This is a genomic window from Bacillus cereus group sp. N31, assembly GCF_016483245.1.
Taxonomy (GTDB): Bacteria; Bacillota; Bacilli; order Bacillales; family Bacillaceae_G; genus Bacillus_A; species Bacillus_A toyonensis.
This window is the reverse complement of the sequence record NZ_JAEHCH010000002.1, coordinates 361980-387619: the sequence shown is the minus strand read 5'-3', so window position 1 is coordinate 387619 and position 25640 is coordinate 361980. Positions and strand designations below refer to the sequence as shown.

Sequence of the window (25640 nt, the reverse complement as noted above, 5' to 3'; positions counted from 1 at the left end):
GAAGTACAATACATTATAAAATCTAAAAAAACGGGAAATGAGCAAACTTTTACTCATTTCCCGTTTTTACGTTCTTTTTCTGTTTTCTCAATGCTTTTGGAATGTATACACAGAAAGGTTCGCTTTCCATGTAATCCCCCGTCATCGCATATGCTCTAGAACGAGATCCCCCACAAACATATCGAAACTCACAAACACCGCACTTTCCTTTATACTTGTCTGGATTACGAAGGTTTTGAAAAACAGGGGAGTTTCGATAGATTTCAGCTAGTGCTGTCGTTCTAATATTCCCGGTTTTAATAGGCAATAATCCACTTGGATATACATCTCCAATATGAGAAATAAATACAAAACCGTTTCCGTCATTCACCCCTTTTGGAGCACGACCAAGCCCATCAATTCGCCCTGTCGTCCCATCCATCAATACATCCTGATATTGAATGATCTGATTTGTATTGTTATTTTCTTTCATTTTTTCTTGAAGCACAACCCTTCTATAGTGCTGACCAGCTGTTGTTTTAATATCAAAAGAAACCTTTTTACTAAGTTTATATAGCCAATGGAATACCCTTTCATGTTGGGCTGGTGAAATCATATCTTTTTCCTTACCTCGTCCTGTTGGAACTAAGAAAAATATACTCCAAAGTACACATTTTAATTTTTCTATTAACATTGCCATTTCTTTAAGTACATCCACATTATACTTAGAAACAACAGTATTAATTTGAATAGGAATTTTTAATTCATGCAAATAACGAATCGCATTCATTGTTAATTGAAATGATCCTTCTGTCCCTCTAAAATGATCGTGTATTTCAGCTGTTGGTCCATCTAAACTAAATGCCCATCTAGCAAGTCCCACTTCTTTTGCTTTTTGAATCGTTTCTTTCGTCACGTTTGGAGTGGCACTTGGCGTCATAGAAACTCGAACACCTTTTTTCACTGCATATTCCGCAATATCATATACATCTGGACGCATTAATGGATCTCCACCAGTAAATACAAGCATTGGATTTTCCATTTCATATATATCATCAATTAGTTTTTTTCCTTCTTCGAATGTTAGCTCTAGAGGATGACGATGATACTGTGCTTCTGCACGACAATGCAGACATTTTAATTGACATGCCCTTGTTAACTCCCATATCACAATAAACGGATTTTCATTAAAATCACGATTAATCCTCCCATCAATTGATATTCTAATTGTAAAGTTATATATGTATTTATGGTGTGAGATGTATCACAAATAAAAATCTTCAGTCATAATAATGCCCCTAAACTGCTATTAATCTAATATTTCTACCTTCCTCTTCAACAATCACAAAAGCTCTTTGTTAAAAATATAAACACCCCTTTAGACTAAATGATCTAAAAGGGCAAAGCTTCACAACTTTTTATAAACATCGCGGCTTTCTTCAACAGATTTTTTTTAGTTAGAAGACTTAAATCGTAAAAGGTCATAAAAAATAAAGGACGATACATATTATGCATGAATAATATGTATCGCCCTTTTAATTGTTGTTCAACAATCGCTCCCGGTTGTTTAGACATTTCCTAGATAGGTTCGCGTCATGTTTTGGAGAACAATTTTTCCATTCTTACTATGTTTTTCGAATAACTCTGACAGGAGAAAAACAAATTTTTTATATTCTTCGTCATCCTTTTTCGGAGCATAGGACGCTGATAAATTCCTTCCCAAAAAACCTTCATAATCAAAAAGTAAATCATTTTGATACTCTTTAAACTCATACTTTCCATCCTTAAAAAAGGTGTTGAATACTTCGGGAGTTTCCTCTATTCCACCGCTAAATCCTGTGAAATTCGGGCAGGTTTTCTGGCAAATTTCTGCATTCTCTTTCATAATCGAACTAGTTAAATCTCTACTATTCCAAACGAGAGCAACATTTGCCTTTTGTTTCAAGATTCGTTGGCATTCCATTTTGAAAGCTGCTTTATCAAACCAATGAAATGCTTGAGCAACAGTTACTAAATCCACACTATGCTCTTTTAAAGTGGTATTTTCAGCAGTTGCTTTCATTGATTGAAAACGAGCATATAGTTTTAACGATTGCTCAGCCATCTTTCTCATGTCATCATTTGGCTCAACTCCAATAACCTTTAAACCTCTTTCAAGCAACTGGTGGCTAAATATCCCCGTACCTGAACCAATATCAGCCACAATTCGGTCCTCTTTCAGTTGGTTAGCCGAAAACAAATAATCAATATATGCATTAGGGTAATCGGGGCGATATTTCGCATATATATCGGCCTTGTCGTTAAAATTTTCTGTTGTTCTCAAAGTACTACCTTCTTCCCCACGATATGATGTACAGAAATAGGAATTAAATAATTAATTCCAGCTTCAATCTCTAAGTCTACAACTTAAGAATACAGCCAAATGGATCTACCTTAGTTCCAATATTAATCCCCGTTAATATACCCTAATTTTTTAATAACTGACCAGTTTCTCAGTATTAAAAGTAAGAAATTGAGCTTTTTTCTTAGCTATTTAATTTCGTTTACTACTAACTTCTTTTTACTTAAATAAACTGCTCAATCTGATTTTTTTTGCAACTTTTTGTGAATACGTAACAACAATTACGCATTCATCTTTTTCATGTGCTGGCAACAACCCTAAAGGGTTTCCCAACACTCTGTAAAAAAACCTTACTTTTAAAAGTAAGGCTTTTTTATTTACTTCTTATCAACATAAGCATTCTTATAAGTATAAACGCCACCAAATTGATGTTTTGCAATTCCTTTTACATAATCCTTTTGTACATAAGCTGAACCAAGATGATAAAGCGGTGCCACGGCAGCGTCTTCTAATAAGACCTGCTCAGCCTCTTGCAACGCTTCCCATCGTTTCTCCGGATCAAGTACAAAATCATTTTTCGCTTTCTTTATTAAATCATCGTAATGAGAATTCGAGTAACTCATTTTATTATTCGGATTCCCCGTCGTAAATAACTCTAAATAATTAATTGGGTCTTTATAGTCAGGTCCCCAATTTGCCATCGTTATATCGTAATCACCTGTTTGTTCTAACTGTAACTTTTGCTTAAATGGCTGCTGTTTAATTTGTAACGTTAATCCATTCAAATTCTTTTCTAAATCACCTTTTATATATTCTGCCATACGTTTTGCATTATCTTGTTCGAACGTTAAAAACTCGAGGTTTACTTGCTCTACTCCAAGCTCTTTTTTCGCTTCTTCCCAAATCTTTTGCGCATTTTGCAAATCATATGAAGAAATATTTCCGTTTTCTTTTCTAAAATCTTTGCCAGTCTCTTCATTCATATGACCAACTGGTACAAGTCCATTTGCAGGTTTTGCCCCGTTATTAATAAAGTGAGCAACGAGATCAACTTTATTTAATGCTAATGAGATAGATTGACGTACTTTCTTATTGGCTAACGCATTATTTTTCTCATTAAAACGTAGCATAGCGATTCCAGGATCACTTGACATATGTAATTCCTTATTCCCTTTATACTTGTCTACAACTTGAGAATTAATAGGTACTCGATCCAAATCGCCAGCCTCATATAAATTTACAGCCGTCATTGTATCCTTTACGATATGAAAGTTTATTTCGTCTAATTTCACTTTCTTTTGATCCCAATATGTAGCATTCTTCTTTAATTGGAACTCTTGTTCATGTTTCCATTTTTCTAATACAAATGGGCCGTTATATATGAGATTACTAGGTTCCAATCCGTATTTATTTCCTTGTTCTTTCAAAAATGATTCATGCTGTGGTAAGTATATAGGCAGTGCTAACAACTGTAAAAAATACGGAATTGGCTGTTCAAGTTCAACCTCTAACTTATAATCATTTATAACTTTAACCCCAAGTTCATCAAGTGACATTGTTCCCTTATTTATTTCTTTCGCATTTTTCACATGAAAGAACATGTCCGCAAATTGAGATGCCGTTTGCGGGTTAACTGCACGTTTCCATGCAAACATAAAGTCATTTGCTGTTACATTGTCTCCATTTGACCATTTTGCATCTTTACGCAAATCAAATGTATATTTTTTACCATCTTCACTTCTTTTAAACGATTTTGCTACTGCCGGAATAGGGTGATCTTGATCATCTAGCACATACAACCCTTCAAATATGTTTTGCATAACGTGTGATGATGTACCATCCATCGTTTTTGCAGTATCAAGTGAAGGAATTTCTTCTGATACTGTTACATTTAACACTTGTTTTTTAGCCTCTGTATCACTTTTATTCGCTTTATTATTACAAGCTGTTAAAAATAAAGATGTAATAATTGCCATTACCATTAAATGGCTCTTTTTTCGCTTCATGAATTGTTCTCCTTAAAAATAAAATATTATAAACGTTATATATTATAACAGAAATATTAACAGAAAGATGCGACATTATATTGAATATTTATTCGCTCAAGAAAAAAGCTGTCCTTTTTAAAAAAGGACAGCTTTTTCAAACAACTTGCACATACCTATCTTTGTAAACCTCGTTTATAACGACTTGCTTCAAATATAATACGCTCTTCATCTAACGTTTTACATTCACCATTCCAAACGACACGTTTTCCGTTAATAATTACATCACTTATATCTTTTCCACTAGCTGCATATACAAGGTGTGATAACACTTCATCAGCTGGTTGTAAATGCGGTTTATTAGACGGATCAATCGCAATAAAATCAGCACACTTTCCAACCTCAAGTGATCCAGTTTGTTTCATACCAATTACTTCTGCAGCTCCTTTTGTCGCTAGAGAAAGAGCAGTTTCTACTGGCAATGCTGTTGCGTCTTGATGAATACCTTTTTGTAATAAAGTTGCAATGCGCATTTCTTCAAACATATCTAAATTATTATTAGACGCAACACTATCTGTTGCAATCCCTACTTTAATTCCTGCTTCTAGCATCGCTTTCACATTCGCTATACCAGAACCTAGTTTTAAATTACTATTCGGATTATGAGCTACTCGAACATCATGTTCTGCTAAAAATGCACGCTCATTTTCATTTAATACTACACCATGCGCAATAACTGTTGGGCGTTTAAACAATCCGCAACTTGCTGCATATTCTACCGGACGTTTTCCGTACTGCGCTTCAATATCACGTACTTCACGCTCTGTTTCCGAAAGGTGAATATGAACCATAGTTTGATTTTCTACTGCAATCCGTGCGCACTCTTCTAACAATTCTGTACCACATGTATATGGACTATGTGGTGCAACCATCGTAGTTAACATGCCACTTTCGTTATAGTAACGCTTCACATATTTCTCAGCTTCTTCAATCGCTTTCTTTTCATCGTCTTTCGTTCCGAAGCTAAATAAAGTCCTTGAAACAGCAGCTCGCATCCCGCTCCTTGATACCGTTTCCATAATTGCGTCTTGATCTACTCCAATTGGATTAAACATGTCAGAGAATGATGTTGTACCACTTTTCACCATCTCAAGTAATCCTAATTCCGTACTAGCGACAGCAAGCTCTGGAGTAAATTGACTTTCCAGTGGCCAAATTCTCGTCTCAAGCCATGGCTGTAATAACATATCATCTCCAATACCTCTTAAAAGGCTCATTACAACGTGTGTATGTGTATTTACAAGCCCTGGTAAAACCCACTTTCCTTTCATGTCAATTACTTCATCTACTTCAAAATCATTAGCGAATTCTCCGCTCTTTACATCTATAATTTGATCATTCTCTACAATGATATATCCATTTTCTATCACTTCATTTTGTTCATTCATCGTTACAATTGTAGCGTTTACATAAGTTGTTTTCAAAAGTATTTCCCCTTTCAACTCTATGAAGTTCCCTTTAATAAGTTACCACCATTATAGTAACTTATTAAAGATTAAGAGTCAAAAGATAATTTGAATTCTTTCGTTATTTTTTCCTTCAAAATGTTATATTGCTTTTCATTTGTATCTGCAATTGCTTCTTCCCGATTTGATTCCACATCCAAATAATTCAGGTTTTCATTGAATTGAGCCTCTGTAAAATCAAACCTCTGTCCATCTATAAAGTTATAAAAATGCCACACGCACCCTATTTTTGTCTTTTTAATTTTCCCTCCACATATATCTTGAACGACTAGAGCCGTTACACCACACTGTCCCTTTGCTGGATTTTCAATTGTCCACTTTGAACTTGTTTCTATTGACCAAGATCTTATTAACGCTTCATATATTTGCTTTTTCTTTACATTATCCATTCTCAGCTTCCCCTACTATTAATAGTTTTACACATCATATTTCAAAAGAGGCAGTAAACGACCCTTAAAGACAGTTGATGGTGTCTCTCCTATTAACTGTGCTCCCATTTTCAAGTAATATCCTTTTGCATTCGGATCACTATCAATTGTAAAACTTTTTAATCCTAGTTCATTGGCTTTTTCTATTACATACTCCCAAAGTATTTTCCCGTAACCTTTTCCTTTGTAATCAGGATGAATGTACAAGAAATCGAGAGCTTTATCATTACGTAAAAATGAGAAAAAACCAATCTTCGCATTATCGTTTTCTAAAACATATACAAAATTATTTTTTATGTATTCTTCTGTAATTGTTAAATCTTCCTTACAAGCAAATATGAATTCCTCACTATAATCCCACGTTGCTTTTGATTGTAGTGCGAGTTCACTTAATTCATTTGCTTCTGCTAATGCAGCTTCTCGTATTTGCATAGTTTATTTATCCTCTCTTTTATTACTTGTAGTTCTATTTTCACATTCCATAGTAAAATACGATACTTTACAATTATTCTATAAATATCTTTACTATCCCTCGCTGCAATACTTACATCTCCACGCATTTAGTTCATAAAATAAAAGCGAACACTCAACTACAGAGCAGTATTACACGTGCTCCTTATAGTTCAGTGCTCGCTTTTTCTCAAAGTAGAGCTATGTCTTTTACAACGATTCTAGTAACTTTTTAATAAAATGAATGGAATGATGTGAAGCTGAAACACAATTATCTTCAAATACTTCAATACCAGACGCTTCTTCTGTATCTGTTATAGATCTAACTGCTATAAATGGAATCGTATTGGCATAACAAACGTGAGCTATACTTGCTGTTTCCATATCTACACAAAGTGGGTTGTATGTAGAAATTATTTCTGTACGGCCACTCTCACTTATAAAAGCCTCTCCAGTAACTATTTTTCCGAAATAAACATTTTGGGTAAATTGATTGTTCTCGATTACTGCTCGGCTTAATTCAAGAAGTTTACTATCCGTTTTAAAATATACACTTTCCATCCATGGATGATATTCAGTTAATATTCCTTCATCCACGTCGTGATACGCGATTTCTGTTGAAATGACTGTATCTCCAATTTTTAATACTTTATCGATTGCTCCTGCAACACCTGTTACAATAATATGCGTCACATTAAACTTATCTATTAATATTTGAGCTGCAATAGCTGCATTAACTTTACATACACCACAATATAATGCAACAACTTCTACATTTTCATATGTCCCACTATGAAACGTTAACATCGCAAGATTCGTTATTTTTTTATTAGACATATCTTCAATAAAAGGCATAATTTCATCTTCTGATGGCCCAATAATTCCAAATTTCATACACTCGTCTCCTCACTAAATTTATATATAAAACTTATATAGGCATTCAATCGATCTTCAAATATATATAGCCGCTACGCAAACTCCATTAGCGACTATCCGTACTATCTATAAATATAAGCCCGAACTACAAACAGTTTGGGCTTAGCTTTCATTCTCATTTATTATGCGCATCTAACCAAGAAATTAAATCTTTAAACACTTCATCTCTATTCACTTCATGGAACATTTCATGTCTTCCATTTTCATATAAACGTAGTGTAACATCTTTCACACCACATTTTTTATAGTTTTCATAAACTTCTTTTACACCTTTTCCCATATCTCCAACAGGATCACGATCACCAGAGAATATATGTATTGGAAGATGTTTTGGCGTCTTCTTGTATTCTTCTAGTTTATTTACTTCTAATACACCAGAAAATAGTTCTCTATAAAAACTCGTCGTACAAATGAATCCACATAACGGATCCGCGATATATTTATCAACTTGATTTATATCTGAAGATAACCAATCAAATTTCGTACGATTTGGCTTAAAGTTCGAATTGAAGTTTCCGAAAGATAAAAAGTTTAGCACTGGACTTTTCGTTTTTGCCCCACGCAATTTCATTTCGATTGTTGCTACTTTATGACCAATAGCCCCTAAAAGCCCTGGATTTCCACCTGTTCCTGAAATCAGAAATCCATCATATAGTTCACCCCTAAGTTGTACAGCACGTCTTGATAAAAAAGAACCCATACTATGTCCTAGTAAAAACAAAGGACTTGACTGCTCTTCTTTTATCCTTTCTGAAACAAAGATAACATCCGATACAACTTGATTCCACCCTATATTTGGTTCAAAATGACCATAATCTTCTTCTTTTTTTACTGTTTTCCCATGACCTTTATGATCATGCGCATAAACACCATACCCTGCTTCCAATAAAGCATCTACAAATTCTGTATACACCCCTGCATGCTCTGTCATGCCATGTGCAATTTGAATAATTCCTCTCGGATCTCCTTCTGGTAACCACTTACGCAAATAAATTTCCGATCCATCCAATGCCGTAACGAAACTTTCCTGTACGTTCATTTCGTCAGCCCCCAACTCTATTATGTATCTCAAAATAATGAATATCCGTTCATTATTCTTATTATGTATTATATGCAATTGCTTTCATTATGACAAATACTGTACTTTTCCGATTAGCTATCAAACTATTATGTTGACGAATAACCAATAAAATCATATAGTTACTTACATAAAGTAATTATTATATTTTTAGGAGGTTTCTATTATGATGCCATCACTATTTTTAGCACATGGTTCACCAATGCTTGCTATTCAAGATACAGATTATACACGTTTTTTAAAAACACTTGGAGAAACATATAAACCGAAAGCAATTGTTATTTTTACCGCTCACTGGGAAAGTGAAGTATTAACAATCTCCTCATCAGATGACGAGTATGAAACAATTTATGATTTTGGAGGTTTTCCTCCAGAGTTATACGAAATTAAATATCGGGCAAAAGGCTCTTCTAGTATTGCATCTATGTTAGAAACAAAATTTAAAAACAAAGGCATTCCAGTTCATTATAATATGACGAGAGGTTTAGATCATGGTTCATGGACACTCTTGCATCGCATGTATCCAGAAGCAAATATTCCTGTCGTACAAATATCAGTCAATCCATTCCTTCCTGCAAAAGAACAATTTGAGATTGGAGAAGCACTTAAAGGACTTGGACAAGAAGATATTTTAGTAATCGGTAGTGGCGTTACCGTTCATAATTTACGAGCACTGAAATGGAATCAAACTACACCTGAAAAATGGGCAATTGAATTTGATGATTGGATTATGAAACATATGCAGAATAACGATAAAGATGCATTGTTTAATTGGGAGAAAAATGCTCCTCATGCACAATTAGCAGTACCAAGAGCAGAACATTTTGTTCCTTTATTTATCGCTATGGGCAGTGGTGAAAGTGACGGAAAAGTCATTCACCGTAGTTACGAGCTTGGTACATTAAGTTATCTTTGCCTTCAATTTTAAAGAAAAAGGATGAAGCATTCATTGCTTCATCCTTTTTTCTATTTCATTCACTTAGTTAACTAACTTCCAAATGTTGTTTCTCTGATACCTCTTCGTTCTTATTATGAAAATAAACCCAAATGCATGCAATAAATAATAGTGATGATGTAGAGAAGAAAACATATTGGAAGCCTGCATGAGCTGCAATTTGCCCCCCAAGCACTGGACCAATCATATTTCCTAAAAACTGAAACGACTGATTATATCCAAATATTCGTCCCGTTACATGGGTTGGCGTATGTTGTTTTAGTAGAGTTTGTACGGAAGGTAATAATCCTGCTTGTGCGATACCTAATAAAAATCGAAGAATTAATAGTTGCCAAGATGAGGTTACAAATGCTTGCGGGATAAAGATAATCCCTGCAGCAAACAATGCTACTACTAATGTTTTTTGAGGACCGATATGATCTGATAATCTTCCTAATTTAGGCGCTGCCAAAATAACTGCTAATCCTGTCGCAGACATAACTGCCCCTGCAATCATTTCGATATGAGCTGTTCCTGGTCCTTCCAAATTCTTTACGTACAATGTAATAATAGGTTGAATTGACATATTGGCAAGTTGAATAATAAATGTTGTTACAAATAAACTAATAATTACATGCTTTGCTGGGACCATCGTCCATACTTTTTTTTGCTGTACCTTTTTTGCTTGAGCAGAGTGATTTTCTTCATGTAGGAAGAAAAAGACGATGAGGAAGGAAAGGAATAAGAAAGCTCCTGTAACAAGAAAGACATGACGCATTCCAATTAACTCAGACAAATAACCGCCTAGTAATGGTCCGAGTAATGAGCCGCTCACGCCCCCGGTTGAAATTGTGGAAATTGCCCAACCTGAATGCTCTTTCGGAGTTTCTGCTGCAATAAATGTCATTGCGGTTGAAAGGAAACCAGATACTGCTCCCATCAAAAATCTAAGTGCGACTAGTTGATACACATCCGTTACAAACCCCATAAGCGTCATAATAACCGCCATACCAAGGCTAGCACGTATAAGCATCAATTTCCGTCCATGTATATCACCAAGCTTTCCCCATATTGGTGATACAATCGCACCCATTAAAAATGTTACACCAAATGCAAGTCCCGACCACTGTGCAATACTCGAAGTGCCAGTCACTCCTAATTCCTCAATATAAAAAGATAAGAAAGGAATTACTAAACTCATACCGGCTGCAGTGGTAAAACAACCTAGCCAACAAATCATTAAATTTCGTTTCCAGCTGGCCATTTTCACACCTTCTTTCATTCGATACCCATTCTACACCTTTTCTTGTAAAAAGTTTAGTAATTTGATTTAGACGTAATATTCATTACAAAAGCCGCTATTTCCTAGCAAAAACCATGTAAATTCCACATTTTTTTCATAATAAAACCAACTCCCCTATATGGAGTTGGTCAATTATCTTCTAGCGGTATTAAACGAGCATTGCAACTTCTCTCATAAAACTCAATCGGACCTGCTTGTCCAATAATTGCATATTCATATCCGTCTTGCTTCATATTATATAAACAATGATGCAACAATTCTTTCCCTACACCTTTCACATGATTTCGTTTCGCTGTCCCCATCGGACCAAATAGTCCTTTCTTTCCCCTGACTACATCATAACAAGCGAAACCTACTATCACTTCACCCTGCTGTGCAATATAAATAGGTACCTTTTTCTTTATATGTTTGAAACCCATAATCTATTGACTGTAACCAGCGTTCACCAAATTTCCACGTAACAAAACGTACTAATGTTTCAAAATCAGCAGAGCTAGCTCTTCTAACATTACAAGATAATTTATTATAAATGGGATCAAAGCATTTTAAATCCACCGCCAAATCTCTTGGTTCAGCTATAATACGTAACACATCTTTTTGTATTTCTTTGTTTATAACTTTTTCACTCACTATACCTAAACGAAATAATGCATATATTACATGTCCTTCATTTATTAATACTTGCTGAAAACGTTCCATACGTTTCTTCGCTATTTGCAAAATTTCTAGCGTTTTATTAGCTAATTTATATTGTTCTATTTTTATGTACTCTATTTCATATTGTTCTTGTAAAGAAAGTTCTTCTAAAAAATCCGTGCCAACTTTACGAAACAAATACATATATAACTCTGCGCACACTCCTGTACCTTCTTTACACATGCCGATAAAAAGATGAACTGGTTGAATTATATTATATTTAGTTTCTTTTGCTGCAATCTCCAGTATTTTATGAACACGTTTTGTAAATTGGAATTCCCCCATATGTATCTCCATCCTCAACTACTTTACTAACAAACCGTAACCATAAATAATTGAAACAATTATTCCAACTACCAATATACCTGGAAGTAAATTCGCTACTTTAATTTTAATAAATCCAAGTAAGTTTAATCCAATGGCGAATATCATAATGCCGCCCGTAGCTGTCATTTCCACTATAAATTGATTCATTAATTCTTTCGGGACAAAACTATTAATCTGTGTTGCAAAAATGGCAATAGCACCTTCATATAAAATAACTGGAATCGCTGAAAATACTACGCCGATTCCTAGAGTTGTCGTTAATATAATCGAAATGAATCCATCGATAATCGCCTTTGTGAATAAAATATTATGATTTCCGCGAATTCCACTGTCCAATGCACCAAGTATCCCCATCGCGCCAATTGCAAAAATAAGCGTCGCTGTTACAAACCCTTCTGATATACTCCCTTTCCCCTTCGATCCAACTTTATTTTCTAACCAATCTCCTAACAGTTTTAACTTTTCTTCTAATTGTAACCATTCCCCAATTACAGTACCAATAACTAAACTTAGAATCACAACAAGAAAGTTTTCACTTTTTAATGCCATTTGAAGGCCAAGTACAGTAACCGCTAAACCGATTGCATGCATAATTGTTCCCTTCATACTTTCTGGAATCTTACTAAATAATTTACCAAGTAAAGTACCGAATATAATACAAATGCCATTTACAACTGCCCCTAATATAACCATTTCTCATTCTTCACCTTTCGAATTCTTTATTTCTATATTTTGGTTTACACATTGATTTACAAGTTATCTATATGTTAACTTAATATTGAGAATATTAACAAATGAATTTCACTACTATAACCCGTTTTTTTTGTAACTATACATATTTCGATAACTACCTTTAGTGGATTCATTTTAATCTAAATGCGGAAGTTTTCAATAACGGGATAAACTCAAAAGGAAGGTATATATGAAAACTTTACTAAAACGATTTCTGTTAATAGCCTTTTGTATTACACCAATTGTTGTATTAATCAACTACTCTTTTATTTCAAAAGCGAAAGACAAACCCGATTTGCAAAGCAAATCTAGTAAAACAGTTACAAAAAGCAAAAAGAAAATAGAAGACCCGGAAATTACACTCACTTTCTCTGGTGATACAATGTTCGATTGGCAATTACGTCCTATTATCGAAAAAAACGGGGCTGATTATCCATTCCAACATGTAAAAGAAGAAATAACAAAAGCAGATATTTCCTTTGTTAATTTAGAGTCGGCCTTTACAACGAGAGAAAAGAAAGCACCTGGGCAACTGTTTTGGATTAAAAGTGATCCATCTACACTACAAGCCATTAAAAACACTGGATATGACATCGTAAATATTGGGAATAACCATACACTTGATTATGGGCAAGATGGATTATTAGACACTATCTCTCACGTAGAAAAATTAAAGTTCCCTTACATCGGGGCCGGAAAAAATGCAAAAGATGCATATACTGCACGAGAAATGACTGTAAAAGGGAAAAAGTTCAAATTTCTTTCCTTCGTTCGATTTATGCCTGATTCTAATTGGGTAGCTGGTGACAATAAACCTGGCGTTGCGAACGGATATGATTTAAATCTTGTAACTAAAACAATTAAGGAGCAAAAACAAGATGCAGACTATTTAATCGTCTATATGCATTGGGGCGTTGAAAAATCAAATCGTCCAGTAGAATACCAAAAACAATATGTACCTAAAATGGTTGAAGCAGGTGCTGACGCTATTGTCGGAAGTCACCCGCATTGGTTACAAGGGTTTGAGTATTATAATAAAGTTCCTATTGCTTACTCATTAGGTAACTTTTTGTTCCCGAGTTATGTGAATGGAAAAAGTGCAGAAACTGGCGTCTTAACTTTAACTTTTAAAGGAAAGGATGTCCAAATGTCATTTAACCCTTACATCATTCGTAATAACCAAGTTTCCCCAGTAAATGAAGAAGAAAAGAAAAAAGCTCTACAATATTTACAAACGGTTTCAACTGATGTAGAAATTGATAGTACTGGAAAAATAATAAACACACGTAACTAAACAGCACGAAATCTATTTCTCTGTAACAAATACTACAGAATAGTTGATAGACATATTGAAAGACTTGTTAGAAAACGTTTTTAGAATATTTATAGCAATCCTGCTTTTATGCTCCTTTTTTCTGTTAGACTACTAAAAAAATAAAGGGAGAAAGAAAACTTTCTCCCTTTGAATTTTCATTGTACATAATCATTCGTATCGCGATATATTTTTGGTTAACTAGCTTTCTCCTTCATGAATTTGGAGAGTATTTCGTTTCACTATAAAAAGATAGAACAAGTAGCATTTTCCTTGCTTGTATCTATCTTTTTTTATTTTTTCTACTAAATAAGCAAATCAAACAAAACAGGATTTTTATTAAGCTCCACAAATTGAATATTATTTTCTTTAAAACGAGTAATTAATTGCTCATAATCTTCTTTATGTTTTAATTCTACCCCGACCAGCGCTGGACCATTTTCTTTATTATGTTTCTTAATATACTCAAAGCGCGTAATGTCATCTTCTGGTCCTAATCCTTTATCAAGAAATTCTCTTAGCGCACCTGAACGCTGCGGAAATTCAATGATGAAATAATGCTTTAACCCTTCGTAAATGAGAGAACGTTCTTTCATTTCTTGCATTCTATCAATATCATTATTTCCACCACTTAGCGTACATACAACTGTTTTACCTTTTATTTCATCCCTGTATAAATCAAGTGCTGCAATAGAGAGTGCACCAGCCGGTTCAGCTACAATTGCATTTTTCTTATACAGTTCTAAAATCGTCGTACAAACCTTTCCCTCTGGTACTAAAACAATGTCATCAATGACATCTTTACAAGTTTCAAATGTTAACTTCCCTACTTTTTTGACAGCTGCTCCATCAACAAAACTATCTATTTTCTCTAATGCTACATTTTCGTTTTGAAGGAAAGCCTCTTTCATAGATGCAGCCCCCATCGGTTCTACACCAATTACCTTTGTAGCTGGACTAACACCTTTCACATATGTACCTACACCTGATGCTAACCCACCGCCGCCAATTGCTGTAAAGAGATAATCAACTGCCTTATCCATATCGTGCATAATTTCAACAGCTACTGTTCCTTGCCCTGCAATTACATACGGATCATCAAACGGATGCACAAATGTCATCCTATTTTCCTCACAATAGCGCTGCGCTTCTTGAAAAGCACCATCAAATGTATCGCCAACTAACATGATTTCTGCAAAGCTACCACCAAAAAATTGAACTTGTGATACTTTCTGTTTTGGTGTCGTTGTTGGCATAAAGATTTTCGATGAAATATTTAATAAATTACACGTATACGCAACTCCTTGTGCGTGATTGCCAGCACTTGCACAAACAACACCATTTTGTAATTGTTCTTTCGACAAACTTTGAATTAAATTGTATGCACCGCGAATTTTGAAAGACCGAATTACTTGCAAATCTTCTCGTTTAATATACACCTCACATTCGTATTTTTCAGATAAAACCTTATCACGTTGCAAGGGCGTTTTCATGACGATATCCTTCATACAGTTATGAGCCATAAGGATATCTTCAATCTTCACTCTCTCCTTCACATTTTGCACCATTTTCTATCATCCTTATCTCTTTTATTTTGACTCAATCAAAATTAGGCACCTTTAAAACTGCACCTGTATTCGCCGATGTTACCATCTGAGAATATCGTCCAAGCCAGCCCGTTTTCACTTTCGGTTCTGGTCGTTTCCATTCTTTTTTACGTTTTTCTAATTCCTCATCACTCACTCTTACTTCTAGCAAGCGTTCCTCAACATCAATACATACAATATCCCCTTGTTCAAGTAGTGCGATTGTTCCACCCGCAGCTGCTTCTGGTGAAATATGCCCTACCGAAATGCCACGTGAAGCTCCAGAGAAACGTCCGTCCGTTAATAATGCAACCTCAGCACCTAATCCCATTCCAGCGATTGCTGATGTTGGTGCTAACATTTCAGGCATACCCGGTCCGCCTCTTGGCCCTTCATAACGAATGACAACTACATCTCCTTTTTCCACTTTCCCAAGCATAATGCCAGCCAGTGCCTCATCTTGTGAATTAAAAATAACGCAAGGTCCTTCAAATCGTTTTACTTCGGTTGCCCCGCTTTTAATAACCGCTCCATCTTTCGCTAGATTTCCTTTTAAAATACGTAAGCCCCCCTCTTCACTATGAGGGTTTTCAAGAGAATGAATCACTTCCTTATCTTTAATCTCTGCATGAGCAATGTTTTCTCTTAATGTTTGCCCAGTAGCCGTAATACGATCTAAATGAAGTACCCCTTCTTTTCTGCTCATCTCTTTCAAGATTGCACTAATTCCGCCCGCTCGATCAATATCTTCCATATGCCAGTTAGAGGCTGGACTTACTTTACATAAATGCGGTACACGTCTTGAAACAGCATCAATACGGCTCATATCATAATCTAGCCCTGCCTCTTGTGCGAGTGCTAGCGTGTGTAATACTGTATTCGTTGATCCACCCATCGCCATATCAAGTGCAAAAGCATCGTCAATTGCTTCTTCTGTTACAATATCACGCGGTTTAATATCTCTTTCAATTAAAATTTTCAGTTTCTCTGCTGCTTGTTTAATTAACTCTTCACGTCTTGGATCAATTGCTAAAATACTACCGTTTCCAGGAAGGGCTAAACCTAATACTTCACATAAACAGTTCATAGAGTTCGCTGTAAACATGCCGGAACAAGAGCCACAAGATGGACAGCCATGATCTTCAATATCTTTTAATTCTTCTTCTGAAATTTTCCCAGATTGATAAGCTCCTACCCCTTCAAAAACAGAACTAAGGTCAACAACTTCCCCCTTAGATGTTTTCCCAGCTGCCATCGGTCCACCTGAAACAAACACAGTCGGAATGTTAATACGAAGAGCTGCCATCATCATACCTGGCGTAATTTTGTCACAGTTTGGGATACAAATCATGCCGTCAAACCAATGTGCATTTACAACCGTTTCTACTGAATCTGCAATAATTTCACGACTCGGAAGCGAATAACGCATACCGATATGTCCCATCGCAATACCATCGTCTACTCCAATTGTATTGAATTCGAATGGTACCATACCTGCTGCACGAACGGCTTCTTTTACAAGTTTCCCAAACTCGTTCAAGTGCTTATGCCCTGGAATAATTTCAATAAAAGAATTACAAATCGCAATAAACGGCTTATCAAAATCCTCATCTTTCAAACCAGTTGCTTTTAATAAACTACGATGTGGCGCTTTATCAAAACCTTTTTTAATCATGTCGCTTCTCATCTTGTCAAATCCCCTCTTACGTATTTTTCACTTATATTCTCTTAATCTATTTCTTTACTAACGTTTTCTTTTCTGGTTCCTTAATCCAGCTCATCATTTCACGAAGCTCTGTTCCTACTTTTTCTAACTGATGATTTTGTTCTGCTTTTTTCATCGCGTTGTATGTTGGACGACCTGCTTGGTTTTCTAAAATCCATTTTTTCGCGAATTCACCTTGCTGAATTTCTGTAAGTACTCGTTTCATCTCTTTCTTCGTTTCATCTGTAACAATTCTTGATCCTGTTACATAATCTCCAAACTCTGCCGTATCTGAAATAGAATGGCGCATGTTCGTTAATCCACCTTCGTACATTAAATCAACAATTAACTTTAATTCATGCAAACATTCAAAATATGCAATTTCAGGACGATATCCGCCTTCCGTTAACGTTTCAAAACCAGCTTTTACAAGTGCAGTTACTCCGCCGCAAAGCACAGCTTGCTCACCAAATAAGTCTGTCTCTGTTTCTTCCTGGAATGTCGTTTCAATTACACCTGCACGTGTACAACCTACACCTTTTGCATATGCAAGAGCTACATGTAATGCCGTGCCGGTTGCATCTTGATGCACTGCAACTAATGCCGGAACACCATTTCCTTCTTGGAATACACGGCGAACGAGATGACCTGGGCTTTTTGGTGCGACCATCGCTACGTCTACGTAACTTGGCGGATTAATTTGTCCGAAGTGAATATTAAATCCATGTGAGAAAAGTAACATTTGCCCTTCACGAAGATTCTCTTCTACTTCTGTTTTATAAACATGTGCTTGTTGTTCATCCGGCAATAACATTTGTACAACTTGTGCGGTTCGAACCGCTTCTGAAACGGACATTACTTCAAACCCATCAGCTTTCGCTACTTCATATGACTTACCAGGACGAACGCCAACTACAACTTCCACACCAGAATCACGTAAATTTTGTGCTTGGGCATGACCTTGAGATCCATATCCGACTACCGCAACTGTCTTCCCTTGTAATAACTCTACTTTTGCATCTTGCTCATAATACGTTTTCATATTCCATACACTCCTTATAATTTGTTTACTTGTAGTACATTGATTAATTTTTTCAGCTGACTGATGAGTAATGTTGCTTCTTGTTCTGTACAAACTGTTGTTAACTCCATTTCATTTTCATTTAAATTTAATGAAGAAATATAATAACCACGCCGAGCAAAAATTCCACTTATGCGTAATAAGACGTTTGGGTCGTTATGGATAACTAGTGAAAAAGTATGACTCATTCTTCCCACCTCTTCATCATCATTTCATTATTCCCTTTGTTTGGCGGAACCATCGGAAATACGTTTTCACCTTCTTCTACACAAAAATCAACTACGACAGGACCTTCGTGCGCAAAAGCTTCTAACATCACTTTTTTCGCCTCTGTTGCATTTGTTGCTCTTAGCCCCCTCACTCCATATGCTTCTGCTACTTTTACAAAATCAGGTGATCCAATTTTTGATTCTGATAAACGATTCTCATAAAACATTTCTTGCCATTGCCTTACCATCCCTAAAAATTTGTTGTTTATTATAAATACTTTTACAGGTATGTTATTTTCTGCAATTGTTTGCAGTTCCTGAATATTCATTTGAAAAGAAGCATCGCCCGCAATACAGATGACAAGTTCTTCTTCTTTAGCAAGCTGGGCACCAATAGCTGCTGGGAAACCAAATCCCATTGTTCCTAATCCACCTGAGGTAAGAAAAGTACGAGGTTTTCTCGCTTTATAGAAGTGAGCAGCCCACATTTGATGCTGTCCTACTTCTGTCGTGACAATTGCTTCACCATTCGTTAATTCACTTATTAAATCAATCACATGCTGTGGTTTTAAATTGGATTCTTTTTGTTTATAGGAAAGAGGATATTCTTCTTTCCATTTCCTCACTTTTTGAAGCCATTCATCTGCTTGTGTATACATAGGCATATGTAACAGCATGTGTAACGCTTTTTTCACATCCCCTACAATCGGATGCTCTACAGCTATATTTTTATGGAACTCCGAAGGATCAATATCAATGTGTACCTTTGTCGAATGTGGAGAAAAAAGTTCTAATTTTCCTGTTACGCGATCATCAAAGCGAACACCTAAAGCAAGTAGTAAGTCACATTCTGTTACTGCCATATTTGCAGCGTACGTACCATGCATACCGAGCATTCCTAAAAACAATGGATCTCCCGGCGGATATGCACCTAGTCCCATTAAAGTTGAAACGACTGGAATACGATTCTCTCTTGCAAACTTGATGAGTTCTTCAGATCCACCTGAATGAATGACGCCTCCTCCAATATATAGAAGGGGACGCTTTGCTTTTGAAATTGCTTTAGCCACCTTTCTCAGTTTCATACTGTCTGGTACAAATTCCGGTTTATATCCTAGAATGTTAACTTCTTCATTAAAGAAACTTGTCACATTTGCATTTTGAATATCTTTTGGAATATCAATTAATACCGGTCCCGGTCGCCCACTATTAGCGATGTAAAAAGCTTCTTGCACGATACGTGATAAGTGATTTACTTCACGAACTTGGTAATTATGCTTCGTAACAGATACAGTAATTCCGACAACATCAGCTTCTTGAAATCCATCTTTACCAATTAAAGGCGTTGCAACTTGCCCTGTAATAACAACTAAAGGAATCGAATCCATATAAGCATCTGCTAAGCCCGTAACTAAATTCGTCGCTCCTGGGCCAGAGGTAGCAAAGACTACCCCGACCTTTCCAGAAGCTCTCGCATACCCTTCAGCCGCATGAATGGCAGCTTGCTCATGACGAGTTAAAACGTGCTTCAATCCACTTCCATATAACGCATCGTATACTGGCAAAATCGCTCCGCCCGGATAACCGAAAACAGTCGTTACACCTAATTTTTTCAAGCATTGAATAACGTGTCCGGCACCTGTCACTTCTTCGCACTGTAATTTCTCACATGTTGTATACTGTTCCTCCATTTCGATTAACTCCTCTCCCTTTCTACGCTAAACTTTCCGCCAGTCCTGGAACACGTACTCCTCTTTCTCTCGTCAATTTTTTAAACTCTTCAGTTAATCGTTTCGTTACACTTCCTGGTTTCCCATCTCCAATTTCTCTAGAATCAACTTTTACAACTGGAATTAACTCTGCTGCCGTTCCTGTTAAAAACACTTCATCTGCTACATATACGTCATGGCGAGTAAATGGCCTTTCCTCACACGAGATATTAAGACGCTCACATAACTCGATAACACTATTTCTCGTAATACCTTCTAGCGCCCCTAAATACGAAGGAGGTGTTAGCACTTTTCCATCTTTCACAATGAAAACATTATCTCCAGACCCTTCACAAACATATCCTTGTTGGTTAAGCATAAGCGCCTCGAGTACGCCTGCTTGCGCTGCTTCAATTTTTACAAGTACATTATTTAAATAGTTCATTGACTTAATACGTGGATCTAATGCATCTGGCGTATTACGTCTTGATGCTACAGATACAACGCTTAGTCCATTATCATAAAATTCCTGAGGGAATAACTTTAATTGTTCTGCAATAATAATTACGCTCGGTTTCACGCAACTCCTCGGGTCAAGCCCTAAATCCCCTTTTCCTCTTGAAACAATTAATCTAATGTATGCATCAGCGTATTCATTTTTTTGAAGTGTCTGTAAAACGGCTTCTTCCATTTCTTCTACCGGCATTGGAATCGTCAGTAAAATAGATTTCGCCGATTCATATAATCGTTTCACATGTTCTTTTAGACAAAATACATTTCCTCCGTAACTACGAATCCCTTCAAATACACCGTCTCCATATAAAAAACCGTGATCATATACTGAAACAACTGCCTTTTCTTTTTCTACAAATTCCCCATTCATATAAATGTACTGGTTACCCATCTCACATCGCTCCTCTTTTTTTCTCTCTATTTTTGCAATCTATTTCTACATCGATTGCTGAGATGAGTATTTTAACAGAATATTCAGTATATAAACCTTAAAAATATACTCATCTCAACAATCGATTACGTACATACTTGTAGCAACCCATTGCTGAGACGAGGGAATCGTGGTACCACTCAGCTTCCTTACACTTCTCACGAAATATAAGCTTTGCAAGTCCAATTAGACTTTTGTTTTTCTATCGGAAACAATTCCGCTACTTTTTACTAGTTTTCAAAAGTAGTGCTCCGAGGTGATCTTCAATGATTCGATTGTTACTACCCTCACAGCCTTGGGGCAGCTCTCTGAAACAATCTATATCATTTACTCTCCTCTTCCACGCATTCTTTTATTCTATTTTTATAAAAGAAAAACTCTCGCCTCAGCAATCAACTACTACAACTTAGTAGCTTTGATTGCTGAGGCGAGAGTTTCGCGTTACCACTCAGCTTCCTTATACTTCTCGCGAAATATAAGCTCTGTAGGTCCAATCAGACCCCCGTCCTTTTACCGGAGACGATGCCGCCGCCCTCTACTCAGTTTCCCTTTCGCAAGCGATGCTCCGAGGTGATCTTCAATGATTCGATTGCTACTACTCTCACAGCCTAGGAGTAGCTCTCTGAAACGATCATAATCATCTACTTTCCTCTTCTTTGCATATACAACATATAAAGTTAGAAAATTCTTAATTCACTTTTATTTGTTACACGTATTATAGGACGTTGTTCTTTTCATTGTCAACATGTTTTTAGAAAAAAATAAAATTCATTCTATTTACTAGAAATCTATTTATTTTTTCTCAAAACAAAATCGGAATGAACTTCTTACACATACTCATATATTACTTAAGTATGTTCGCATTACTACATAAAGAAAAACTACTGACAAACATATAAAATTTATGGGGAGATGAGAAAAATATGTTAAAAGGAAAAGTGGCATTAGTTACAGGAGCAAGCCGAGGAATTGGACGTGCTATTGCTAAACGTTTAGCAAATGACGGTGCATTGGTTGCTGTTCATTACGGTAATCGAAAAGATGACGCTGAAGAAACTGTTCATGAAATTCGATCAAATGGTGGCCAAGCTTTTTCTATCGGCGCAAATTTAGAATCCTTACACGGTGTAGAAAACCTTTATAACGCTTTAGATACTGAATTACAAAAGCGCACTGGTGAAACACAATTTGATATTTTAATAAACAATGCCGGCATTGGTCCTGGTGCTTTTATCGAAGAAACAACTGAACAATTTTTTGATAGAATTGTTTCAGTAAATGCAAAAGCACCATTCTTTATCATTCAACAAGCACTGCCACGTTTACGTGACAATAGCCGAATTATTAATATTTCATCCGCTGCGACCCGCATTTCTTTACCTGATTTCGTTGCATATAGTATGACGAAAGGCGCTATTAATACAATGACTTTTACGCTAGCAAAACAGCTTGGAGCACGAGGAATAACGGTGAATGCAATACTTCCAGGATTTATTAAAACAGATATGAATGCAGAACTCTTGAGCGACCCGATGATGAAGCAGTACGCTACTACTATTTCCGCTTTCAATCGCTTAGGTGAAGTAGAAGACATTGCCGATACTGCTGCATTTCTCGCTTCTCCAGACAGCCGCTGGGTTACTGGACAATTAATTGATGTGAGCGGAGGATCTTGTTTATAAAAAACATATATTTTCAAATCTTTTTTATTGCGCAATAAAACAATTTATATAATACTATATAAAACATATACATTTAGGAGGATTACAGCAATGTCCGAAAAAACATACGAACTCGCAACCTTCGCAGGCGGTTGCTTTTGGTGCATGGTAAAACCATTTGATGAACTTCCAGGTATTCATAAAGTGCTTTCTGGCTATGCAGGAGGTCATATAGAAAATCCAACATATGAACAAGTAAAAGCTGGAACATCTGGACATTTAGAAGTTGTTCAAATTACATTCGATCCTTCTATTTTTCCTTATCAGAAATTACTAGACTTATATTGGCCACAAATCGATCCAACTGATGATGGCGGACAATTTTTTGACCGTGGTCCATCTTATCGTACCGCTATTTTTTATCATAACGAAACACAAAAAGCGCTTGCTGAAAAATCAAAACAAGCTCTTGCAGAAAGCGGTATGTTTAAAGATCCAATCGTAACTGAAATTCGCCCGGCTGCACCTTTTTTTGAAGCCGAAGAATACCATCAACATTTCTATAAAAAGAACCCAGAGAAATATGCTACTGAGCAAAAAGAATCTGGCCGTGCAGACTTTATAAAAGAAAATTGGCAAAAAAAATAATAAAAATGCATCGTACTCTCTTTTCAAAGTGCGATGCGTTTTTATCTTTGAAAAAAGTACCATACAATGATGAGAACAACCGCTGTTAATGTCCAAAGTGCTATTTCATTTTTCACTCTACTCTTTTTCTTAGTCATTTCCTCTCCTCCTAATAGCAATACAACATATTCAAGATTTCCTCTGTTTAATTGTCCACCTTATATACGTGAATACATCCTTACAAATTCTTATAACAAGACCACCGACAATTCCGATTGCAATTGAAATTACTAACATCTGTACAAAACTAAGAGTAGTTGTGTATGTTATGTAGATAACAATGCATACAAGTAAAACATCCGGTAAAGAAAGCAAAAACTTTTTAAGCATTTCTTCAACTCTCCTATGCTTTATTTATTTGTTCTACTGTAGCTTTGAAATAAAGTTTGTTCAAAAATTCCATTTAGACCCTCATTTTACGGAAAAATAAAAAGAACCCCTTTTTAAAAGGATTCTTTTTCAGCAAATTTAATTTTGATTATTTTTTTACATATCCTATTCCATAATTACTCCTAAAATAGAATAATATTACTAGTGATTTGTTGTGAATTAACTATTTGCCAGGCAATCGGATGTTACACCAGCTACTTACGTCGCATTGACCATATGTATTATCACCTACTGCTACCACCGTGCCATCTAATTTCAGACCGACCGTATGCGCACAACCCGCCGCTATCGCTACAATATCACGCCAATCGCTTACATTACATTGACCATACTCATTCCAGCCGACTGCCACCACGGTACCGTCTGATTTAAGTCCGATTGTATGATTCGTACCAGCTGCTATTGCCATAATATCTTTCCAGCCGCCTACATCGCATTGACCAAGTTTATTATTACCCACTGCCATCACTTTTCCATCCGATTTCAAACCAACAGTATGAAGATAACCTGCCGCCAACTCCACCATACCACACCATCCACTTACATCGCATTGGCCATATCGATTATTCCCCACAGTGGTCACTGTGCCGTCCAATTTAAGACCGATTGTATGTGCATTACCCGTGTTCGTCGCCATATGAACATTACCCGCTGCGACTGCTTCAATATCACACCAGCTGCTTACATTGCATTCTCCTTCTTTATTTCGCCCCACTGCTACTACCGTGCCATCCAATTTAAGAGCAACGGTATGACCACGACCTGCCGCTATCGTATCTTTAGGCCACCGTTTCGCTTTTAACATTTCTTCTTTCGGTGAAATGTAATTCATGTTTTTCCTCCTTGCATATAAGCAACTGTATCCAAATAGATATTTTTATCTAATTTCATTATAAATGACCCGACTTTTTTTATAAATTTACAGCTACAAAAGAAGCCTATTATTACTTCTTCAAAAAATAAAAACCTCCAGTTTAAATACTAGAGGTTCCTTCATTATTTCTTCAATCGTTCAATAAAATCGTTCAATTTATCAAGTGATTTCATATTCTGATTACAAGCTACACCGTCTTTGCAAATATAGTTTCCCTTTTTCACGAAAGTTCCTGGTATATTACCTTTAATTTCAACTAAAAACATACCTACTTCTTCATGCCCATGACATAATGAACAAATGCTTTTTTTATTTAGACTTTGGAACGTACCTTGCAGACCAACAAACTTATTTTTATCATTTTTCGCTATAATAAATTTCCTGCTTGACCCTTGATCAATCCAGCTTAAATAAGATAATTCTTTCATATCCAGTTCTTCCATATCAGGAAGTTTTAACTTTTTCGCTTTAGGAAATAATTTTTTTAATGTTTGCGCTGTAACTTCCTGAAACGGAATGACATACGGATTTATTTTCATTAAAAACGATTCTGCATCTTCTCTATTTTGAACTGTTAATACCGTATCGATTAACTCTTTCTGTTCATCCGTTAAATTCTCAAATACATGTATTATTTTTTCAATCGCAAGTGATTTTAATGCTTGAATTACACCTCTATCATTTGCCGTTGCGTGCCCATTTGCTAAAATATAAGCTTGTGATTTTATAAAATTATATTGATCACTTCTAATAAAAGCTTCCATCTTT

The 25640-nt window shown here is 35.9% G+C and carries 23 protein-coding genes, 2 pseudogenes and 2 other annotated features; of the genes and pseudogenes, 5 read left to right on the top strand and 20 right to left on the bottom strand.

Annotation, left to right across the window (positions count from 1 at the left end):
• Positions 1 to 49: 49 nt before the first annotated feature.
• The 8 genes from JDS81_RS06275 to JDS81_RS06240 all read right to left on the bottom strand — a co-directional run bounded on the left by JDS81_RS06275 (position 50) and on the right by JDS81_RS06240 (position 8684).
• A complete protein-coding gene (locus tag JDS81_RS06275) occupies positions 50 to 1183 on the bottom strand; it encodes a TIGR04053 family radical SAM/SPASM domain-containing protein (protein WP_097954168.1) in 1134 nt (377 codons plus the stop codon).
• 363 nt (positions 1184 to 1546) lie between these two features.
• Positions 1547 to 2302: a class I SAM-dependent methyltransferase gene (locus tag JDS81_RS06270; protein WP_097954167.1), complete on the bottom strand. Its 756-nt coding sequence runs from the start codon at positions 2300 to 2302 to the stop codon at positions 1547 to 1549.
• Between the two features lie 395 nt (positions 2303 to 2697).
• Positions 2698 to 4326, bottom strand: coding sequence for a peptide ABC transporter substrate-binding protein (locus JDS81_RS06265; protein WP_097954166.1), 1629 nt, complete (start codon positions 4324 to 4326; stop codon positions 2698 to 2700).
• A 155-nt stretch (positions 4327 to 4481) separates the two neighbouring features.
• A complete protein-coding gene (locus JDS81_RS06260) occupies positions 4482 to 5807 on the bottom strand; it encodes a bifunctional S-methyl-5'-thioadenosine deaminase/S-adenosylhomocysteine deaminase (protein WP_141499457.1) in 1326 nt (441 codons plus the stop codon).
• Between the two features lie 53 nt (positions 5808 to 5860).
• The gene (locus JDS81_RS06255) at positions 5861 to 6220 is read right to left on the bottom strand and encodes a YunG family protein (RefSeq protein WP_097954164.1); all 360 of its coding nucleotides are present in this window, start codon (positions 6218 to 6220) and stop codon (positions 5861 to 5863) included.
• Between the two features lie 27 nt (positions 6221 to 6247).
• Positions 6248 to 6691, bottom strand: a complete 444-nt coding sequence (locus tag JDS81_RS06250) for a GNAT family N-acetyltransferase (protein WP_097954163.1) — start codon at positions 6689 to 6691, stop codon at positions 6248 to 6250.
• Positions 6692 to 6919: 228 nt separating this feature from the next.
• On the bottom strand, positions 6920 to 7603 hold the full coding sequence (locus JDS81_RS06245) for a 5'-methylthioadenosine/adenosylhomocysteine nucleosidase (protein ID WP_097954162.1): 684 nt from the start codon (positions 7601 to 7603) through the stop codon (positions 6920 to 6922).
• A gap of 157 nt (positions 7604 to 7760) precedes the next feature.
• Entirely contained in the window at positions 7761 to 8684 is a 924-nt protein-coding gene (locus JDS81_RS06240) for an alpha/beta hydrolase (RefSeq protein WP_001102585.1), read from the bottom strand.
• Between the two features lie 205 nt (positions 8685 to 8889).
• Here JDS81_RS06240 and JDS81_RS06235 point away from each other — a divergent pair, with 205 nt between their 5' ends.
• Entirely contained in the window at positions 8890 to 9651 is a 762-nt protein-coding gene (locus tag JDS81_RS06235; protein WP_097954161.1) for a DODA-type extradiol aromatic ring-opening family dioxygenase, read from the top strand.
• A gap of 55 nt (positions 9652 to 9706) precedes the next feature.
• Here the strand turns inward: JDS81_RS06235 and JDS81_RS06230 are convergent, their stop codons facing one another.
• From JDS81_RS06230 to JDS81_RS06220, 3 genes and pseudogenes are all read right to left on the bottom strand, one after another.
• Complete coding sequence (locus JDS81_RS06230) at positions 9707 to 10921, bottom strand: multidrug efflux MFS transporter (RefSeq protein WP_097954160.1); 1215 nt, start codon at positions 10919 to 10921, stop codon at positions 9707 to 9709.
• Between the two features lie 167 nt (positions 10922 to 11088).
• Positions 11089 to 11941: pseudogene (locus tag JDS81_RS06225) on the bottom strand (GNAT family N-acetyltransferase).
• A gap of 18 nt (positions 11942 to 11959) precedes the next feature.
• Positions 11960 to 12676, bottom strand: a complete 717-nt coding sequence (locus JDS81_RS06220) for a DUF554 domain-containing protein (RefSeq protein ID WP_000236015.1) — start codon at positions 12674 to 12676, stop codon at positions 11960 to 11962.
• 229 nt (positions 12677 to 12905) lie between these two features.
• On the opposite strand from JDS81_RS06220, the gene JDS81_RS06215 reads away from it, so the two are divergent.
• Both JDS81_RS06215 and JDS81_RS30270 read left to right on the top strand, forming a co-directional pair.
• A complete protein-coding gene (locus tag JDS81_RS06215) occupies positions 12906 to 14009 on the top strand; it encodes a CapA family protein (RefSeq protein ID WP_000854523.1) in 1104 nt (367 codons plus the stop codon).
• A gap of 52 nt (positions 14010 to 14061) precedes the next feature.
• Positions 14062 to 14275 (top strand): annotated as a pseudogene (locus tag JDS81_RS30270) (hypothetical protein).
• 57 nt (positions 14276 to 14332) lie between these two features.
• Here the strand turns inward: JDS81_RS30270 and ilvA are convergent.
• From ilvA to ilvE, 6 genes are read right to left on the bottom strand one after another with little or no spacing between them, the layout of a single operon-like run.
• Positions 14333 to 15595 (bottom strand): threonine ammonia-lyase IlvA, encoded by a 1263-nt coding sequence (ilvA, locus tag JDS81_RS06210; RefSeq protein ID WP_097954159.1) that lies wholly within the window; start codon positions 15593 to 15595, stop codon positions 14333 to 14335.
• A 31-nt stretch (positions 15596 to 15626) separates the two neighbouring features.
• Positions 15627 to 17300, bottom strand: coding sequence for a dihydroxy-acid dehydratase (gene ilvD, locus JDS81_RS06205; RefSeq protein ID WP_097954158.1), 1674 nt, complete (start codon positions 17298 to 17300; stop codon positions 15627 to 15629).
• Positions 17301 to 17346: 46 nt separating this feature from the next.
• Positions 17347 to 18360, bottom strand: a complete 1014-nt coding sequence (ilvC, locus tag JDS81_RS06200) for a ketol-acid reductoisomerase (protein ID WP_000861155.1) — start codon at positions 18358 to 18360, stop codon at positions 17347 to 17349.
• Positions 18361 to 18374: 14 nt separating this feature from the next.
• Complete coding sequence (locus JDS81_RS06195) at positions 18375 to 18587, bottom strand: ACT domain-containing protein (RefSeq protein ID WP_000019908.1); 213 nt, start codon at positions 18585 to 18587, stop codon at positions 18375 to 18377.
• Positions 18584 to 20299, bottom strand: a complete 1716-nt coding sequence (gene ilvB, locus JDS81_RS06190; protein ID WP_097954157.1) for an acetolactate synthase large subunit — start codon at positions 20297 to 20299, stop codon at positions 18584 to 18586. Before ilvB ends, JDS81_RS06195 begins: the two co-directional genes overlap by 4 nt.
• 22 nt (positions 20300 to 20321) lie before the next feature.
• Positions 20322 to 21221: a branched-chain-amino-acid transaminase gene (gene ilvE, locus JDS81_RS06185; RefSeq protein WP_000528146.1), complete on the bottom strand. Its 900-nt coding sequence runs from the start codon at positions 21219 to 21221 to the stop codon at positions 20322 to 20324.
• A 151-nt stretch (positions 21222 to 21372) separates the two neighbouring features.
• Positions 21373 to 21612 (bottom strand) — a binding site (T-box leader).
• Between the two features lie 68 nt (positions 21613 to 21680).
• Positions 21681 to 21926, bottom strand: a binding site (T-box leader).
• Positions 21927 to 22183: 257 nt separating this feature from the next.
• Here ilvE and JDS81_RS06180 point away from each other — a divergent pair.
• Together JDS81_RS06180 and msrA are read left to right on the top strand one after the other, a co-directional pair.
• Positions 22184 to 22942, top strand: a complete 759-nt coding sequence (locus JDS81_RS06180) for an SDR family oxidoreductase (protein WP_000911813.1) — start codon at positions 22184 to 22186, stop codon at positions 22940 to 22942.
• Positions 22943 to 23032: 90 nt separating this feature from the next.
• Positions 23033 to 23569: a peptide-methionine (S)-S-oxide reductase MsrA gene (gene msrA / locus JDS81_RS06175; RefSeq protein WP_097954156.1), complete on the top strand. Its 537-nt coding sequence runs from the start codon at positions 23033 to 23035 to the stop codon at positions 23567 to 23569.
• 168 nt (positions 23570 to 23737) lie between these two features.
• Here msrA and JDS81_RS06170 read toward each other — a convergent pair whose 3' ends face one another.
• The 3 genes from JDS81_RS06170 to JDS81_RS06160 form a co-directional block, all read right to left on the bottom strand.
• A complete protein-coding gene (locus JDS81_RS06170; RefSeq protein ID WP_000913388.1) occupies positions 23738 to 23938 on the bottom strand; it encodes a hypothetical protein in 201 nt (66 codons plus the stop codon).
• A gap of 223 nt (positions 23939 to 24161) precedes the next feature.
• A complete protein-coding gene (locus JDS81_RS06165; RefSeq protein ID WP_097954155.1) occupies positions 24162 to 24830 on the bottom strand; it encodes an RCC1 domain-containing protein in 669 nt (222 codons plus the stop codon).
• A gap of 164 nt (positions 24831 to 24994) precedes the next feature.
• Positions 24995 to 25636 carry a FusB/FusC family EF-G-binding protein gene (locus tag JDS81_RS06160; protein ID WP_097954154.1) on the bottom strand — a complete coding sequence of 214 codons (642 nt, stop codon included), beginning with the start codon at positions 25634 to 25636 and terminating at the stop codon, positions 24995 to 24997.
• Positions 25637 to 25640: the final 4 nt, after the last annotated feature.